The organism is Stenotrophomonas sp. 2201_Sma (genome assembly GCF_056486685.1).
This window is the reverse complement of sequence record NZ_CM151329.1, coordinates 3,539,088-3,555,118: the sequence shown is the minus strand read 5'-3', so window position 1 is coordinate 3,555,118 and position 16,031 is coordinate 3,539,088. Positions and strand designations below refer to the sequence as shown.

The following is a 16,031-nucleotide window of genomic DNA, read 5'->3' as shown; positions in this document are numbered from 1 at the left end:
GGGACGTCCATTCACCCCGCCGACTGGAGAGAGCGCGCGTGGAAGCTACCGTACATTTCGTCAACAGCATCATCTGGAGCAAGGCACTGATCTTCGTGTGCCTGGCAGCCGGCCTTTACTTCAGTGCCCGCACCCGCTTCATGCAGATCCGCGGCTTCGTGGAAATGTGCCGCCTCACGGTCAAGGGTGAAAAGTCCGACGCCGGCGTTTCTTCGTTCCAGGCCCTGGCCATGTCCATGGCCGGGCGCATGGGTATCGGCAACATCGCCGGCGTGGCCACGGCCATCGCCTTCGGTGGCCCCGGTGCGATCTTCTGGATGTGGGTGATGGGCTTCCTCGGTGCATCCACCTCGTATGTGGAATGCACCCTGGCGCAGATCTACAAGACCAAGGATGCCGAAGGCCGCTACCGTGGTGGCCCGGCCTACTACATTGAAAAGGCGATGGGCCTGAAGTGGTATGCCATGGCCTTCGCCATCGCCACGATCATCGCCGCCGGCTTCCTGATGCCGGGGGTGCAGGCCAATGCCATCGCCGACAGCATCATCAATGCCTGCCGTGGCGGTGCGCTGTGCGGTCCGCTGGATGGCCAGGCCTTCGGCATGGAATCGGTTGCCGCGCTCAAGCTCGGCATCGGCATCGTGGTCGCACTGCTGCTGGGCGTGGTGATCTTCGGCGGCGTCAAGCGCATCGCCAGTTTCGCCGAAGTGGTAGTGCCGTTCATGGCGGCGGCTTTCATCCTGACCGCCGTCGTCATCATGATCATCAACTACGAACGCGTCCCGGAGATGTTCGGCATCATCTTCAACAGCGCGTTCGGCACCCATGCGGCGTTCGGCGCGATGATGGGCCTGGCGATCGAATGGGGCGTCAAGCGCGGCATCTACGCCAACGAAGCCGGACAGGGCTCGGGCCCGCACGCGGCGGCGGCCTCGGAGGTCTCGCATCCGGCCAAGCAGGGCTACGTGCAGGCGTTCGCGATCTACTTCGACACCATGATGGTGTGTACCGCCACCGCGTTCCTGATCCTGGCCAGCGGCACCTACAACGTGTACTCGCCGGTGGAAGGCGCGGCTCCGGTGTTCCAGGGCCTGGCCGGCATTCCGGAAGGGGCGGGCTATGCGCAGGCCGGCGTTGAAGCCGTGCTGCCGGGCTGGGGCGCGTCGTTCGTCTCGCTGGCGATCTTCTTCTTCGCCTTCACCACCATCATGGCGTACTACTACATGGCCGAGACCAATCTCAGCTATGTGAACCACAACAAGCACCGTCCGCTGACCGTGTTGTGTCTGCGCCTGGGCATCATCGCCATGGTGGTGTTCGGTGCGTTCCACAACGCGACCCTGGCCTGGGGCCTGGGTGACATCGGCGTGGGCCTGATGGCCTGGCTGAACATCATCGCCATCTTCATCATCCAGAAGCCCGCGATGCTGGCGCTGCGCGATTACGAACGACAGAAGAAGCTGGGCCTGGATCCGACGTTCGATCCCGATGCACTGGGCATCCGGAACGCCGATTTCTGGCGCCAGCGCAAGCAGGAGAACGTGTAAGTGAACAACCCCTGGAACAACCGCCGCCCGTCCGCTCGTCCGCCGCGCGCCACACCGTTGCCGCGCACGGACCTGCCGGCAACGGGCGGCGGTGGACGCGGAGGCAGCGATGAGCTGCGCCTGTACGGCCTGAATGCCGTGCTGGCCGCGTTCGCAGCGCGGCCGCAGGCACTGCGCAAGCTGTATCTGCTGGAGGCCCGGATTCCGCGCCTGCAGCCGCTGTTGAAGTGGTGCGTGGCCAACCGCGTGGGTTACCGCGTGGTCGAGGAAGGCGATCTGAACAAGCTGGCCGGCACCACCCACCACGAAGGCGTGGTGGCCGACGTGCTGCGTGCGCCGACCGTGCCGCTGGCGCAGTGGCTGCAGCAGATCGGCGAAGGCCCGTCACTGGCGCTGTGGCTGGATGGCGTAGGCAATCCGCACAACCTCGGCGCGATCCTGCGTTCGGCGGCGCACTTCGGCGCGAAGGCGCTGCTGTTGCCGGCCGGCAGCACGCTGGCGCTGTCCGGTGCGGCTGCCCGCGTGGCCGAAGGCGGTGCCGAAGCAGTGCCGCTGGTGCAGCTGCCTGCGACCCCGCAGGCGATGGCCCAGCTGCGCGATGCCGGCTTCGGTCTGGCGGCCACACTCGTCGATGGCGGTGACGATGTATTCCGCACGTCGCTGCCGGCGCGTCTGGTCTACGTCATGGGCGCCGAAGGCGAGGGGATGGACCGCGACCTGGCCGGTGAATGTGACCTGCAGGTCTCCATTCCCGGCAGTGGCGCGGTGGAGAGCCTAAATGTGGCCTCGGCCACCGCAGTGCTGCTGGCGCAGTGGGCGAGCCGTCGCGACGGCTGACGGACAGGTCGCCGCCATCGGCTGCCAGGACCCGGCCCCCGTGGCCGGGTTTTTTTTGCGCGATGTGCCGGCGGGACCACCGCGGACGTCGTGCAACGTCAAGGCGGCTTAAGGCTGATAACGTCGTCTTGCGTTGCGTACAGCCTGATTTTTCCGATCAAGCATGCTTTTGAAACTTGCCTCATTGTTGCGCCCTCTTGCTCGACGCAGGTTGGAGTTCCATTCCTGTCAGGCAAGGTGTTCCACATGCATGGTCGTCATCGTTGCGCCCTCGGCGCGCTCCTCTCGCTGTCAAGCCTGCTTGCGCCCGTCGATGCGCATGCCAGCGCACGCAGTCTGGAAGGCGTCAATTTCACGGGTCCGCTGATCACCCCGAATCCGGCCGGCATGCCGAAGGGGCACGGCTACATCGAACCCTATCTGGTACGTGTCGACAGCCGTGATCACTTCGATGACCGTGGCCAGCGCCAGCGCAGCGGTGAACGCAGTGGCGGCTGGACGGTGGTGGTGCCCATCGCCTATGGATTGGGTGAGCGGATCACCGGCCAGGTCAACCTGAGCGCGTCGCGCGCCGAATCCGGTGCCGCCCACAGCCGGGGTTTCCGCGCGGGCGACACCACTGCGCGCCTGCAGTATCTGCTGCAGGCGGCCAATGCGGATGGCACCCGGCCCGCGGTTTCAGTAGCGCTCGTGCAGCGCTTCAGCACGGGCAGCCATGACCGCATCACCGGCAATCCGCTCGACGCGCAGGGTGATGGCGTGCAGCGTACCGTCGCCGCGCTGGGCGTGCAGCAGGTGGTGTGGCTGGGCAACGAGCGGCCACTGCGCTGGCGTGCCCAGCTCAGCGCGGGTCCGGCGCCTTCCCGCACGGCCCTCACCGGTGCCAGCGTGTACGGTACCGCCGCGGGCTTCCAGGGCCACATCGCGCGCGGTTCGGTACTGGGCCTGTCGATCGGCGCCGAATACAGCGTCAACCCCCGCTGGGTGGCGGTGATGGAAGTGGCGGCCAGCCGCGAGACCCGGCAACGCCTCAGCGGCTTCGCTCCCGGCGCGGATGGCGCCATCGCGCGCGTCGACGAATGGCGCCCGGCCAGCCGTACGCTGACTTTCGCCCCCGCGTTGCAGTACCACTTCACCCCCTCGCTTGGCCTGATCGCCGGCATTGAGGTCACCGTGGCCGGCCGCAATGCCGCCCGCCTCATCAGCCCCCAGGTCGCCCTGGGCATGTCCTTCTGAGGGGGCGCGATGAACGTCGAATCGATCGTCAATGCCCTTCTGGGCGTGGTGTGGAGCCCTTACCTGGTGGTGCTGTGCCTGCTCGCCGGCCTGTACTTCAGCGTGCGTACCCGCTTCATCCAGCTGCGCGCGCTGCCGGACATGCTCCGCCTGGTGTTCCGCCATGAGCGGTCCGATGCAGGGGTCTCCCCGTTCCAGGCGTTGTCCCTGTCGCTGTCCAGCCGGGTGGGCGTTGGCAATATCGCCGGTGTGGCGATGGCCATCGCCTTCGGTGGTCCCGGTGCGATCCTGTGGATGTGGGTTGTCGCTTTCCTGGGTGCGTCCAGCGCCTTCATCGAATCGACGCTGGCGCAGATCTACAAGGATCGCGACGCCGGTGGCCAGTATCGGGGTGGCCCGGCCTACTACATCGAGAAGGGACTGGGCCAGCGCTGGTATGCGGTGCTGTTTGCACTGGTCGCCGTGCTGGCCGGCGCGATGCTGGCGGGTACGCAGTCCAATGCGATCACCAGCGCGGTGAATGAAGCCTGGGACGTACCGGTCGTGTTCACCACCGGCGCACTGCTGGTTGCGCTGGGTGCCATCCTTGTCGGCGGTGTACGCCGCATCGCCGGTGTCGCCCAGTGGCTGGTACCGCTGATGGCCATCGCCTATCTGCTGGTGGCCGCAATGGTGATGGTGCTCAACGCGGACAAAGTGCCGGAGATCGCAGGGCTGGTGCTGCGCAGTGCCTTCGGCATGGATGCAGCGTTCGGCGCCATGATCGGCACGGCGATCCAGTGGGGCGTGCGCCGCGGCGTGCTGTCCAACGAAGCCGGCATGGGCAGTGGTGCGCACCCGGCGGCCGCAGCGGAGGTCTCCCATCCGGTCAAGCAGGGCCTGGTGCAGTCGTTCTCGGTCTATATCGACACGATGGTGGTGTGCAGTGCGACCGCCTTCCTCATTCTTTCGACCGGCCTGTACAACGTCTACGACCCGGCGGTGAACGGCATTCCGGATGATGCGCGTCTGCTGCTGGGCAATCTGCCGGGCGTCGAGGCCGGACCGCGTTTCGTGCAGCACGCGGTGGAATCGGCATTGCCGGGCTTCGGCCGTTCATTCGTGGCGTTGGCCATCCTGCCCTTTGCGTTCACCACCATCCTGGCGCTGTACTACATGGCCGAGACCAACATCAGTTACCTGTGCCGGGACCGCCCGATGCCGTGGGTGATGGGCGGGTTCCAGCTGCTGTTCCTGCTGGCCACCGGCTACTCGGCGCTGAACAGTGCCACGGTCGCCTGGTCGCTGGGGGATATCGGCGTGGGCCTGATGAGCTGGTTGAACATCCTCGCCATCCTGCTGCTGCAGAAGCCGGCGCTGGCCGCGCTGCGCGATTACGAGCACCACCGTCGCTTGGGGACGGATCCCCTGTTCGATCCGCACCGGCTTGGTGTTCGCAACACCTGCGCGTGGGAACGGTAACTATCCGGGCAGATGGGGTGACCCAGCCTGGTGGGTGCGATCCCCTCTGGTGGTGCGATCCCCTCTGGTGGGTGCGGACCTCGGTCCGCACCTCCTTTCCCGCTGCACCCGCCGGGCATCGCCCGGCGTGGCCCCTCACTCGTTCGGCGGTGTGGTCGCTTTGGCTTCACTGCCGAAGTTGCCGTCGGCCTCTGCGGCCAGATAGGCAAATACGGTGTATGCCGCCACATTCTGCGCCAGCGCTTTCGGGTCGATCTTGTCCAGCGTGTCGTCGGCGGTGTGGTGCAGGTGGAAGTAGTCCGAACCATCCTGTGCCAGCCACGCCCAGGCGCCACCCTTGGCCGCCAGCGGGCCGATATCCGGACCCGGGCCGCCCTTGTCGGCTGCGTACTCGATGCCCAGCGGCTTCATCACCTCGGCGATCTGCCGGGTCGCTTCGCGCGAGCCTTCCGGGTTTGGCGAGCCGGTATTGAACGCATAGATGCGGCCGGCACCGAAATCGCTCTCGGCAGCCAGCTGGTGCAGCGCCACGTCCTTTGCATGCGCTTCGGCGTAAGCCTTGCCGCCGTACAGCCCCTGCTCTTCGTTGGCGAACGCGATCACCCGGATCGTGCGCTTGGGGGCCTGCTTGAGCTGGCCGATCAGATGCCCCGCGGCCATGGTGATGCCGACACCTGCGCCGTCATCGACGGCACCGGTGCCCAGATCCCACGAATCCAGATGGCCACCGATCACCACGACTTCCTTGGGCAGGGTGCGGCCGGTGATCTCGCCGATCACGTTGTAGGAGGTCGCAGTACCGTCCCAGCCGCAGTCCAGCGCGACTTTCACCGTAGTGCTGCCACGTGCCAGCAGCCGTGCCAGCTGGTCGGCATCGGGCACCGACAGGGCCGCGGACGGTACCGGGGTCAGGCCATCATCGAATCGGGTGATGCCGGTGTGCGGCACGCGGTGCGAATCGGTGCCGGCCGAGCGCATCAGGAAACCGACGGCGCCCTTGCGGATCGCCTCGGAAGGTCCCTTGCTGCGGATCGCGCCACCACGGCCGTAGTCGCGGCCATCGCGGAACGGCAGCATCTGGTAATCGACGAAGGCGATCTTGCCCTTCAGTGAACCGGCGGGCGCGGCCTGCAGCGCGGCCAGGTCGGCAAAGCGCACGACCTCGGCTTCGACGGTACCGCCCGGGCTGCCACCCAGTGCGGTGATCTGCAGCGGCTGCGGGTTCCTGCCGGTCACGGCGGCGTGTTCGCTGCGGCGTTCCCACTTCGGGAAGGTCACCGGTTCTTTCCAGACCTTGTCGAAACCCAGGGCCTTGAACTTGGCTTCGGCCCAGGCGACCGCACGCGCGTCGGCTTCGCTGCCGGCGATGCGTGGACCGATTTCGGTGGTCAGCGATTCGACCACCTTCCAGCCGGTGTCATCGGCCAGGGCCTGATCGCGCAGCTGCGCGGCCGTGGCCAGCGACGCCGGGGGCAGGGTGGTGGCGCGCGGTGCCGCGAAGGCCGGGGCGGCCAGCAGGGCAAGGGAGGATGCGATGGCAAGGACGCGGCGACGCATGGACAACTCCGGGAAGGGACCAAGCCTTGGAGCTTAACAGTCGTTCAGACGCGCGCATGGGCGGGAGGTCATGTCCGGAGCGAACGCTGTTTTCCGCCACGTCCGGCAAAGCGAAAGCCCCGCCGGAGCGGGGCTTTCACATGCGGCGACCTCGCCGGGTACGGCCCGGCGCTACGCCTTATTTCTTCAGGCTGTCGCGGATCTCGCGCAGCAGCACCACTTCCTCGGCCGGGGCGGCGGGAGCGGCTTCCTTCTTGCGCGACAGACGGTTGATCACCTTGATCACCAGGAAAATGGCGAACGCCACGATCACGAACTGGATCAGGGTGTTGATGAAATCACCGTAGCCGATCACCACCGCCGGGATCTCCTTGCCGTCCGGCCCGATGCGTGCCGGCGACAGCGTCCACGCCAGCTGCGAGAAGTCCACCTTGCCGATCAGCAGGCCCAGCGGCGGCATGATGATCTTCTCGACCAGCGCAGTGACGATCTTGCCGAAGGCGGCGCCGATCACCACGCCGACGGCGAGGTCGATGACGTTGCCGCGCATCGCGAATTCCTTGAATTCGGTGAGCACTCCCATGTGTTTTCTCCTGTGGGGGATGTGGACAGCGCGCAGAGTAGCGCAGGTGGTGTCAGCCGGCGATCACGCCGTGGCGCTCGGCCACGTTTTCCAGGCGCGCGCTGAAACGGTCGCCCGGCTTCAGTGCGGCCACTCCGGACGGCGTGCCCATGAACACCAGGTCACCGGCGCGCAGCTGCCACAGCTTGGACAACTCGTGCAGGATTTCCGGCACGTTCCAGATCATCTGGTCCAGCAGGGCCTGCTGGCGCACTTCGCCGTTGACTTCCAGCGACAGGTTCAGCGCCGCCAGATCGCCCACTTCGCCGGCATGCACGATCTCGCTGATCGGTGCGGAGGCATCAAAGCCCTTGGCGGCATCCCAGGGATGGCCCTTCTCCTTGGCGGCTGCCTGCAGATCACGGCGGGTCAGGTCCAGGCCGACGGCATAGCCGTACACCAGCGCTTCGGCCTCGGCCACGGGAAGCTCGCCGGCCGGGGCGTCACGGCCGATCGCCACCACCAGCTCCACTTCGTGATGCAGGTTGGCCGTCGCGGGCGGGTAGGGGATGGCATCGTCATGGCCGACCACCAGCGCATCGGCAGGCTTGCTGAAGAACATCGGCCGGCCGCGGTCGTCGGCCGCCGGCACCGCGGCTCCCATTTCGCGCGCATGGTCGGCAAAGTTGCGACCCACGCAGTAGACGCGGTGCACGGGGAAGCTGCCACCGCCCACCACCGGAACGCGCGGCGTGGCAGGTGCAGGGATCACATCGGAAACATCGGACATGCGGGCATCCAGAAAGGGAGTGCCCGCAGTCTAGAACGCATGGCGCCCGCCGTCAGCGGGCACGCCGGCCGGCAGGGCTCAGCGCGAGGCCGGCAGCACCGGCTTGCGCACCACCCGGTACTCGCCCTCGACCACGGTCGGGTCGGCCGGTCGGGCTGCACCCGCCTTGCGCGAGGCCAGCAGCTTCCACGCCAGGCCGACCAGGATCATCGCCGCACCGACGAACACGCCGATGAACACCATCGCGGCCAGGATCGCCAGGCCGAGCAGGCCCACGGCAACGCGCACCAGCGGGTGACGCGGCTTGCGCGGCGCGAACAGGGTGCGGAACTGGTTGAAGGCGGAATCGCGATTGAACATGGCGGCTCGATAGGCTGGGAAATCAGCGAAACCAGAGTATCGGGAGCCCGCACTGTCATTGAGTGAAAAACTCGTTAAATATAGCCTGTGCTTATTACGAATCAATGACTTGTGTTCATCCTGCAGCCAGTCACCTGAGCAGGCGTGCGACAATGCTTCTTTACTGTCCGAGCCTTCGCCATGACTGCCGCTGTTGCCCTGATCGCCCTTGATGCCATTGCCGATGGTGCGTTTGCCGAGGTCGAAGCAGTGGTCGAGGGCGATGCCGAGTCGTTGCTGCTGTATCGCGACGGCGCACAGGTGCGCGCCTTCCTGAACATCTGCCCGCATGCCGGCCGTCGCCTGGACTGGGCGCCGGGGCAGTTCCTGAAGAGCCGCGAGGGGCATCTGGTCTGCGCCGCCCACGGCGCCTCGTTCGCGTTGGACAGCGGTGACTGCATCGCCGGCCCCTGCAAGGGCGACCGCCTGCGCGCGGTGCCGGTGGACGTGCGTGATGGGCAGGTCTACCTGGCCTGAGGCCGGCTAGGGGGCGGCTCCGTTTTCCGTAGGAGAACGGCTCTGAGCCATCAAGCCAGGAGCAGTCGAGCGTGGCTCGACTCTACAAAGGCATCCACGCATGGCGTGGATCTACCGTGTCGACCAAGGTCGACACCTACCAAAGCGGTGCACGACGCCGTTCTGGCAGATCGCAGAAATCTGTCGAAGGCGGGGTGGGTCCGGTTGCGGGGGTGTGAGCGGCATGGATGCCGCGACCAAGCCCCCATGGACGGGTTTACGGCGTCCCGCGCAACCGGACCCACCCCGCCATCCCACGAAATGCACGCTTTTGCCGTTGAGGTTGCCGGCCAGCGGCCGGCACTACTGGGGTGCAGGGCGCAGCCCTGCCGATGAACCCGACCCTCAGAACATCAGGTTGATCATCAGCACCACCACACAGGTGTAGATCAGCGACAACGGTCCGCCGACCCGCCACATCTCGCGCGGGGTGTAGTTGGCCGGGCCGGTGATCATCGAGATGACCGGATTGGAGGCCGTCATCAGATTGTTGGAGGCCGACAGCGCCACGATCAGTGCGAACGCGGTGGGGTTGCCACCCGCCGCCAGCGCCAGATTCACCGCGATGGGCACCATCACGATGGTTGCGCCGACATGGCTGATCACCAGCGAGAACACCGTTGTCAGCAGCGCCAGGGCCAGCTCCAGTACCCACACCGGTATGCCGGTGGGGAGCTTGTCGATGGTATGGCCGGCGACCCAGGCCGCCGCGCCGCTGGAGTCCATTGCCCAGCCGAGCGGGATCAGTCCGGCCATCATGAACACGGTTTTCCAGTTGATCGAGGCATAGGCCTCGTCCATCCGCAGCACGCCCGTCAGCAACATGCCGGCCACGCCGGTCATCAGGGTCAGCGCTACCGGAAGCTTGCTGGTCAGCGCGATCAGGATCGTCAGCGCGAAGATCGCCATGGCGATCTTGAACTTGTGCGGGCGCTGTTCGCCGGTCGGGTAGTCGGTGACCACCACGAAGTCACGGCTCTTCGCGGCCTGCGCCAGGTCGGTCCAGATGCTGTGGAAGACCAGCATGTCGCCCGCGCGCAGCTGCACGTCGCGCACGTCCTCGCGGATCACCTGTTTGTCGCGGTTGATCGCCAGCAGGCTGATGCCGCGCTCCTTGCGCAGGCGCAGGTCGGCCGCACTCTTGCCGATCACGTTCGAGGTCGGCGGCACCACCGCCTCGGAAATGCCCGCGCGGCTGGGATTGAACAGGTCGCCCAGGTGCTTCAGCCGCGAGGACATGCGCAGGAACTGGTTCTGGGCGAAATCGCCGATCTGCTCGCGCGGACCCATCGCGCCCAGCACACTGCCCACCCAGATGCGCATTTCCGCCGGTGGCGCCAGCCGCGTATCGTTGCCGGTCTTCAGCGCCAGCAGCAGCGGCGCGTCATGCAGGCTCTCGGCCTCGCCCAGGGTCATGCCGACCAGCGGGCTTTCGGCGGTGACCACCAGTTCGAACACATCGCCTTCGATGCCGTAGGTCTTGGCGAAGTAGCTCTCGGTGCGGGCCGGGGTGACCCCATCGTTGACCAGGGTCTCTTCCTCGATCAGCTTGCGGTCGCCGTAATAGCGGAAGTACAGCAGCGAGGCGATCAGCAGCGCCACGCCGATCGGCAGCGGCGCGAACATGCGCAGCGGCTCGATGCTGGCCAGGCCGGAGGGCAGGTTGTTGTTGGCCGAGGCCAGCAGGTCGTTCAGCAGGATCAGCGGCGAGTTGCCGACCATGGTCAGCGCACCGCCCATCACGATCGCCGCCGAGATCGGCAGCAGCAGCCGCTGCATGGTCAGCCCGGTGCGTGCCGCCAACCGCGAGGCGACCGGCAGGTACAGCGCCATCACCGATGGGTTCTGCATGAAGGACGAGTTCAGGCCGGCAATGGCCGTGGTCATCATCAGCAGGCGCTGCTCGATGCCATGTCCGCGTCGCAGCAGCCAGGCCGCGAGCCGGTTCAGCGCGCCGGTGCGGTCAAGGCCCGCACCGAGGATGGTGGTGGCGATGATGCTCATCACCGCGTTGCCGGAGAAGCCGCCGAAGATCTCCTCCGGGGCGATCAGGCCGGTGACACCCAGTACCACCAGCACCACCAGCGCGACGACGTCCGCTCGGATCCGCTCGAACAGGAACATCGCCATCGTGAAGCCGACCAGCCCGAGTACGAGCTTCATGTCGTTGGTCAGCGTCAGCGCGGTATCCATGTGGGGCGCGGTGTCCTCGGGCGATCGTCAGGTGCGGTCGTACAACAGGTCCCAGACGCCATGGCCGAGCTTCTGGCCGCGGGTCTCGAAGTGGGTCTGCGGCCGCCACTCCGGACGCGGCACGCTGCCCCGCGGACCGGCCCGGTTGACCAGGCCGGCGGTCGCATCGAGCACGTCCCACATCTGTTCGGCGTAGTCTTCCCAGTCGGTGGCGCAGTGCAGGCGGCCGCCCGCACGCAGCTTGCGCACCAGCAGCTCTGCGAAGGCCGGCTGCAGCAGGCGGCGCTTGTTGTGGCGCTTCTTGTGCCACGGGTCCGGGAAGTAGATGCGCACTTCATCGAGCGCGCCATCGGCGATCTCGTTCTGCAGTACTTCCACCGCGTCATGGTGGTACAGGCGCACGTGGTCGGCGTTGTCGTCGGCCAGGGCGTTCAGCAGGCGGCCGACACCGGGCGCGTGCACTTCGATGCCGATGTAATCGCGCGACGGGTCATGCTGGGCAGCAAAGCGCAGCGCAGCGCCGTTGCCGAAGCCGATTTCCAGCACCTTGTGCGCCGGGCGACCGAAGGTGGCGTCCAGGTCGCGCGGCTGGCCGCTGTAATCCAGGCCGAAGCGCGGCCAGCGTTCGTCGAATGCGCGCTGCTGGGCAGGCGTGAAGCGGCCCTGGCGCAGCACGAAACTGCGCACCTCGCGGCGTCCCTCGCTGACGGTGAACGGCTTGGGCGGGGCCTTGGACCCGGCGCTGTCGAAAGGATTGGTCATCAGCCGATCAACCCATCCACCGGCGACGACGCGCTGGCGTAGCGCTTGCGCGGGATGCGCCCGGCCAGGAACGCTTCACGGCCGGCTTCGACCGCCTTGCGCATCGCGCTGGCCATCAGTACCGGGCTGCGCGCGCCGGCAATGGCCGTGTTCATGAGCACGCCATCGCAGCCCAGCTCCATCGCGATCGCCGCATCCGATGCCGTACCTACGCCGGCATCGACGATGATCGGCACCCGGGCGTCCTCGATGATCTGCAGCAGGTTGTACTTGTTCTGGATGCCCAGGCCCGAACCGATCGGCGCGGCCAGCGGCATCACCGCAGCGCAGCCGATCTCTTCCAGGCGCTTGGCCAGGATCGGGTCGTCGGAGGTGTAGACCATGACCTCGAAGCCATCCTTGACCAGCTGTTCGGCGGCCTTGAGGGTCTGCATCACGTCCGGGTACAGGGTCTTCTGGTCGCCCAGCACCTCCAGCTTGGTCAGGTTGTGGCCGTCCAGCAGTTCACGGGCCAGGCGGCACGTGCGCACCGCGTCCTCGGCGGTGTAGCAGCCGGCGGTGTTGGGCAGGATGGTGAAGCGCTCCGGCGGCAGCACGTCCAGCAGGTTCGGCTCGCCGGGGTTCTGACCGATGTTGGTGCGGCGGATGGCCACGGTGACGATCTGGGCGCCAGCGGCCTCGGTGGCCAGGCGGGTTTCTTCCAGATCCTTGAACTTGCCGGTGCCGGTGAGCAGCCGCGAGCCGTAGGTCTTGCCGGCGATCACCAGCGAATCGGGGGAGACATGAACGTTCATGGCGCGATTATCGCTTATCCGCCTGAAGATGGGGTCGTCACTTCGATGCCGCCGGGAGGCAGGCGCAGGGGCAGCGCCTGCCTCCCGGCGAGCGCGCAGCGCGGGCGTCGTGCCTCAACCCCCACCCAGGGCGTGCACGATCTCCACCACGTCACCTTCGGCAAGGCGATGCTCGCCATGGCGGCTGCGGCTGACGATCTCGCCATTGACCTCGACCGCCACCCGGCGCTGCAGCAGCTGCTCGGCCTCGAGCAGGTCATGGAGGGTTGCCGAAGCGTGCAGGGTGCGGGGTTCGCCGTTGAGCTGGATGTTCATGGCGGCATTGTCGCGTATGGCCCGTCAGGACGGAAACCATCCGTTTCTCCGCACGGCGCCCGCATCGGCGCAGCCTGCGATTGGCGGGCTGCGCGGCAATTCATGCGGCGGCGCAGCGTGAGCAATCGTCGGTGCGGTGAAACCATTCACCGTGCGCCGGCGTACGCACGCCGGGTCCTCAATGACGTCCCCACAGGAGTTCTTTACATGCTGCTCAGCAAACGCCCGATCCGCTCCCTGATGGCGGCCGCGATCGCACTGGCTGCGGTTCCGGCCATGGCAGGCGAATCCCCTTACTCGCACGCGGTGTTCTTCGGCGACAGCCTCACCGACGCGGGCTATTTCCGGCCGCTGCTGCCCCCGGCAGCACAGCCGGTCACCGGCCAGTTCACCACCAATCCGGGCTGGGTCTGGTCGCAGCAGGTCGCCAACTACTACGGCCTGAACGGAACGCCCAACGGCAACGGCCAGAACGGCGACAACTACGCCGTCGGCGGTGCGCGTGTGTCGGTGGAGGTCACTGGTGCCCTGGGGCCCATTCCGTCGCTGAAGACGCAACTCACCCGCTACTTGGCCGCAAATGGCGGCAAAGCCGATGCCAACGCGCTGTACACCGTCTGGGGCGGTGCCAACGACCTGTTCGCGGCCGCTACGGCGCCGACACAGGCGCAGGCCATCATCGGCGCGGCTGTCACCGACCAGATCGCCCTGGTCGGCGCGCTGAAGCAGGCGGGCGCCCAGTATGTGCTGGTGCCGAACCTGCCCAACGTCGGCCTGACGCCGTCCTTCCGTGGCCCCAATGCCGCCGCCGCCACCGCGCTGTCGGCCGGCTACAACAACGCCCTGTACGGCGGGCTGAAGCAGGCCGGCATCGAATTCATCCCCCTGGATACCTTCACCGTGCTCAGTGAAGTGGCCGCCAATCCGGCCATGTACGGTTTCACCAACGTCACCGGCACGGCCTGCACCATCGACCCGGCCAATTCGACGCAGAGCATCATCGGCTGCAACCCGACCTCCTACGTCAGCCCGGATGCCGCGAAGACCTACCTGTTCGCCGACGGCGTGCATCCGACCACGGCAGGCCATGCACTGCTGGGCCAGTACGCGGTATCCGTGCTGGAGGGCCCGCGCCTGCAGCAGGTGCTCAGCCATTCGGCGCAGACCATCGGCCGTTCGCGCGCCGACCAGGTCGGCATGCATCTGGGCGGTCGTCCGGCTGATGGCCTGTCGTGGTGGGGCGGTGTGCGCGGCGACATGCAGCGTTATGACCACGCCGATCTCTACGACGGCCTGGCGCCGGCCGGGCTGTTCGGCGTCGACTGGTCGCGTGACGGCATGGTCTTGGGCGGCTTCGGTGGCTATGGCCGCATGGATGCCGATTTCGGCAACAGCCGCGGCGATTTCACCCAGTCCGACACCACGCTGGGCCTGTTCGCTGGCTGGTACGGCGAGCGTGCCTGGGTCAACGGCCAGGTCAGCTACAGCTGGCTCGACTACGACGTGACCCGCAAGGTGCAGCTGGGTCCGGCCACCCGTGAGCATGGCGGTTCGGCAGACGGCAGCAATCTCACCGCCGCCATCAACGCGGGGTACGAGTTCGGCACCGAGGGCGGCTTCCGCCACGGTCCGGTGGCTGCCGTGATCTGGCAGAAGGTGAAGATCGACGGCTATACCGAGAGCGCCGACGCCGGCACGCTGGCCACTGCGCTGGGTTACAACAACCAGGAGCTGGACTCCACTGTCGGTCGCATCGGCTGGCAGGCGCGCTTCGATGGCGGCACCTTCAAGCCCTACGTGCAGGCCACCTACGACCACGAGTTCGAAGACACCAAGCAGGCCAGCGCCTGGCTGCAGTCCCTGCCGGAGCTGGGCAGCTACCGGGTGCCCGGCATGAAGTTCGACAGGAACTACGCGACTGTGGTGCTGGGTGCACGCACGGAGCTGTTCGGCCTGCAGAGCAACATCGGTCTGAGCACCACCAGCGGGCAGAAGCGCGCCCGCGACGCGACGCTGTTTGCCAGCTTCAGCGGCAGTTTCTGACGAAGGCACCTTCCCAGGCACCGCAAGGGCCAGGGAAGGCTGCATGGCAGCGCCGGGCCATGCCCGGCGCATGCGGTGGTCACCATTGCGCAACACCGGCCCGACCGCATAGACTTTCACCACGCGACGCGGGCGTAGCTCAATGGTAGAGCTGTAGCTTCCCAAGCTACTGACGTGGGTTCGATTCCCATCGCCCGCTCCATCTTCCGCAACGATGCGTGCGTTTTCCGGATCGGCCGCGAACCTGGATGTTTCCCCTTTTGCATCTTTCTGTGCCTGCCGGCTGTGTGAGTCGGTGAAGCGCGGGCGCTTCCGGTGCTTGCCGATGGTCTGGCGGGGCGATAAGCCGGTAAAGTGCGGCAACATTCAAGCCAGTGGCAGGGGGGGGTATGCGGAATCGGGTTCTTGCGGTTGCGTTGATGGGTATTGCGGCGGCGTGCACGCCGACCGAAGAAGACGCAAGAAAGCAGAAAGTCGAGGCTGATCGGGCCATAGCGGAGGCGGGGGTCCGTCGGGCGCTGAAGGATCCTGACTCGGCAAAGATCGTCATCCGTCAGGCGTTTGCGATGTTCGACGGTACGATTGTCTGCGGGATGGTCAACGCGAAGAACAGCTTCGGCGGCTACACGGGCGACCGCGCGTTCTTGATCAACGTCAATGCGGATGGCAGTACCGGTGCGCCGTCCATTGCCCAGGACGACGTCAGCAGTGCGCTGTCCGTGGAAATGTGTGAATTCCAGCGGGACTACGCCGCACAGCCTGGCCACGTCGGCAAGGCCGTCACGCCGGAGCAGTCCAGACAGCTTGTGGCGGCCTACACCAAGAGGGTGCGGGAAGTCGTTGCACGGATCAATACGGGCCGATAGCACGCGGCAGCCGCAGCCGCAGCCGCAGCCGCAGCCGCAGCCGCAGCCGCAGTCCGACGGCGTCGGTGTCGGGCTGTTGCTGGCTGGGCCGTGGCCCCCTGTCTCGGCAACCGCGCGGCATCATCCGCCCGCCACGCGGCCGCGCTGTGCTGC

At 66.7% G+C, this 16,031-nt stretch carries 15 protein-coding genes and 1 tRNA gene; 8 read left to right on the top strand and 8 right to left on the bottom strand.

From position 1 onward, the window contains the following. Nucleotides 1–38: 38 nt before the first annotated feature. From ACZLIF_RS16455 to ACZLIF_RS16440, 4 genes are all read left to right on the top strand, one after another. Nucleotides 39–1,547 (top strand): alanine/glycine:cation symporter family protein, encoded by a 1,509-nt coding sequence (locus ACZLIF_RS16455; protein ID WP_053517082.1) that lies wholly within the window; start codon nt 39–41, stop codon nt 1,545–1,547. After that, entirely contained in the window at nt 1,548–2,384 is an 837-nt protein-coding gene (locus ACZLIF_RS16450) for a TrmH family RNA methyltransferase (protein ID WP_065175762.1), read from the top strand. A 246-nt stretch (nt 2,385–2,630) separates the two neighbouring features. Beyond that, nucleotides 2,631–3,620 (top strand): hypothetical protein, encoded by a 990-nt coding sequence (locus ACZLIF_RS16445; RefSeq protein ID WP_128988463.1) that lies wholly within the window; start codon nt 2,631–2,633, stop codon nt 3,618–3,620. A gap of 9 nt (nt 3,621–3,629) precedes the next feature. After that, nucleotides 3,630–5,081, top strand: a complete 1,452-nt coding sequence (locus ACZLIF_RS16440) for an alanine/glycine:cation symporter family protein (protein ID WP_128988461.1) — start codon at nt 3,630–3,632, stop codon at nt 5,079–5,081. A gap of 135 nt (nt 5,082–5,216) precedes the next feature. Here the strand turns inward: ACZLIF_RS16440 and ACZLIF_RS16435 are convergent, their stop codons facing one another. From ACZLIF_RS16435 to ACZLIF_RS16420, 4 genes are all read right to left on the bottom strand, one after another. Further along, nucleotides 5,217–6,638: a M28 family peptidase gene (locus tag ACZLIF_RS16435; RefSeq protein WP_053517073.1), complete on the bottom strand. Its 1,422-nt coding sequence runs from the start codon at nt 6,636–6,638 to the stop codon at nt 5,217–5,219. Between the two features lie 178 nt (nt 6,639–6,816). Next, nucleotides 6,817–7,221: a large-conductance mechanosensitive channel protein MscL gene (gene mscL, locus ACZLIF_RS16430; RefSeq protein WP_053517072.1), complete on the bottom strand. Its 405-nt coding sequence runs from the start codon at nt 7,219–7,221 to the stop codon at nt 6,817–6,819. A 52-nt stretch (nt 7,222–7,273) separates the two neighbouring features. Next, the gene (locus ACZLIF_RS16425; protein ID WP_128988459.1) at nt 7,274–7,990 is read right to left on the bottom strand and encodes a fumarylacetoacetate hydrolase family protein; all 717 of its coding nucleotides are present in this window, start codon (nt 7,988–7,990) and stop codon (nt 7,274–7,276) included. Between the two features lie 78 nt (nt 7,991–8,068). Continuing rightward, nucleotides 8,069–8,350 carry a hypothetical protein gene (locus ACZLIF_RS16420; protein WP_128988456.1) on the bottom strand — a complete coding sequence of 94 codons (282 nt, stop codon included), beginning with the start codon at nt 8,348–8,350 and terminating at the stop codon, nt 8,069–8,071. 180 nt (nt 8,351–8,530) lie between these two features. On the opposite strand from ACZLIF_RS16420, the gene ACZLIF_RS16415 reads away from it, so the two are divergent. Beyond that, nucleotides 8,531–8,866: a Rieske (2Fe-2S) protein gene (locus tag ACZLIF_RS16415; protein ID WP_053517065.1), complete on the top strand. Its 336-nt coding sequence runs from the start codon at nt 8,531–8,533 to the stop codon at nt 8,864–8,866. Between the two features lie 384 nt (nt 8,867–9,250). On the opposite strand, the gene ACZLIF_RS16410 is transcribed toward ACZLIF_RS16415, so the two are convergent. From ACZLIF_RS16410 to thiS, 4 genes are all read right to left on the bottom strand, one after another. Next, nucleotides 9,251–11,098, bottom strand: a complete 1,848-nt coding sequence (locus ACZLIF_RS16410; protein ID WP_053517063.1) for an SLC13 family permease — start codon at nt 11,096–11,098, stop codon at nt 9,251–9,253. 27 nt (nt 11,099–11,125) lie between these two features. Continuing rightward, nucleotides 11,126–11,860 carry a tRNA (guanosine(46)-N7)-methyltransferase TrmB gene (gene trmB / locus ACZLIF_RS16405; protein WP_053517060.1) on the bottom strand — a complete coding sequence of 245 codons (735 nt, stop codon included), beginning with the start codon at nt 11,858–11,860 and terminating at the stop codon, nt 11,126–11,128. Next, on the bottom strand, nt 11,860–12,654 hold the full coding sequence (locus ACZLIF_RS16400; protein ID WP_053517058.1) for a thiazole synthase: 795 nt from the start codon (nt 12,652–12,654) through the stop codon (nt 11,860–11,862). Before ACZLIF_RS16400 ends, trmB begins: the two co-directional genes overlap by 1 nt. A 114-nt stretch (nt 12,655–12,768) precedes the next feature. Further along, the gene (gene thiS, locus ACZLIF_RS16395) at nt 12,769–12,969 is read right to left on the bottom strand and encodes a sulfur carrier protein ThiS (protein WP_053517056.1); all 201 of its coding nucleotides are present in this window, start codon (nt 12,967–12,969) and stop codon (nt 12,769–12,771) included. Nucleotides 12,970–13,176: 207 nt separating this feature from the next. On the opposite strand from thiS, the gene ACZLIF_RS16390 reads away from it, so the two are divergent. From ACZLIF_RS16390 to ACZLIF_RS16380, 3 genes are all read left to right on the top strand, one after another. After that, entirely contained in the window at nt 13,177–15,012 is a 1,836-nt protein-coding gene (locus tag ACZLIF_RS16390) for an autotransporter outer membrane beta-barrel domain-containing protein (protein ID WP_128988452.1), read from the top strand. 128 nt (nt 15,013–15,140) lie between these two features. Beyond that, nucleotides 15,141–15,214: transfer RNA gene (locus ACZLIF_RS16385), tRNA-Gly, on the top strand. 217 nt (nt 15,215–15,431) lie between these two features. Then, a complete protein-coding gene (locus ACZLIF_RS16380) occupies nt 15,432–15,878 on the top strand; it encodes a hypothetical protein (protein WP_128988450.1) in 447 nt (148 codons plus the stop codon). The last annotated feature ends 153 nt before the right edge of the window (nt 15,879–16,031 follow it).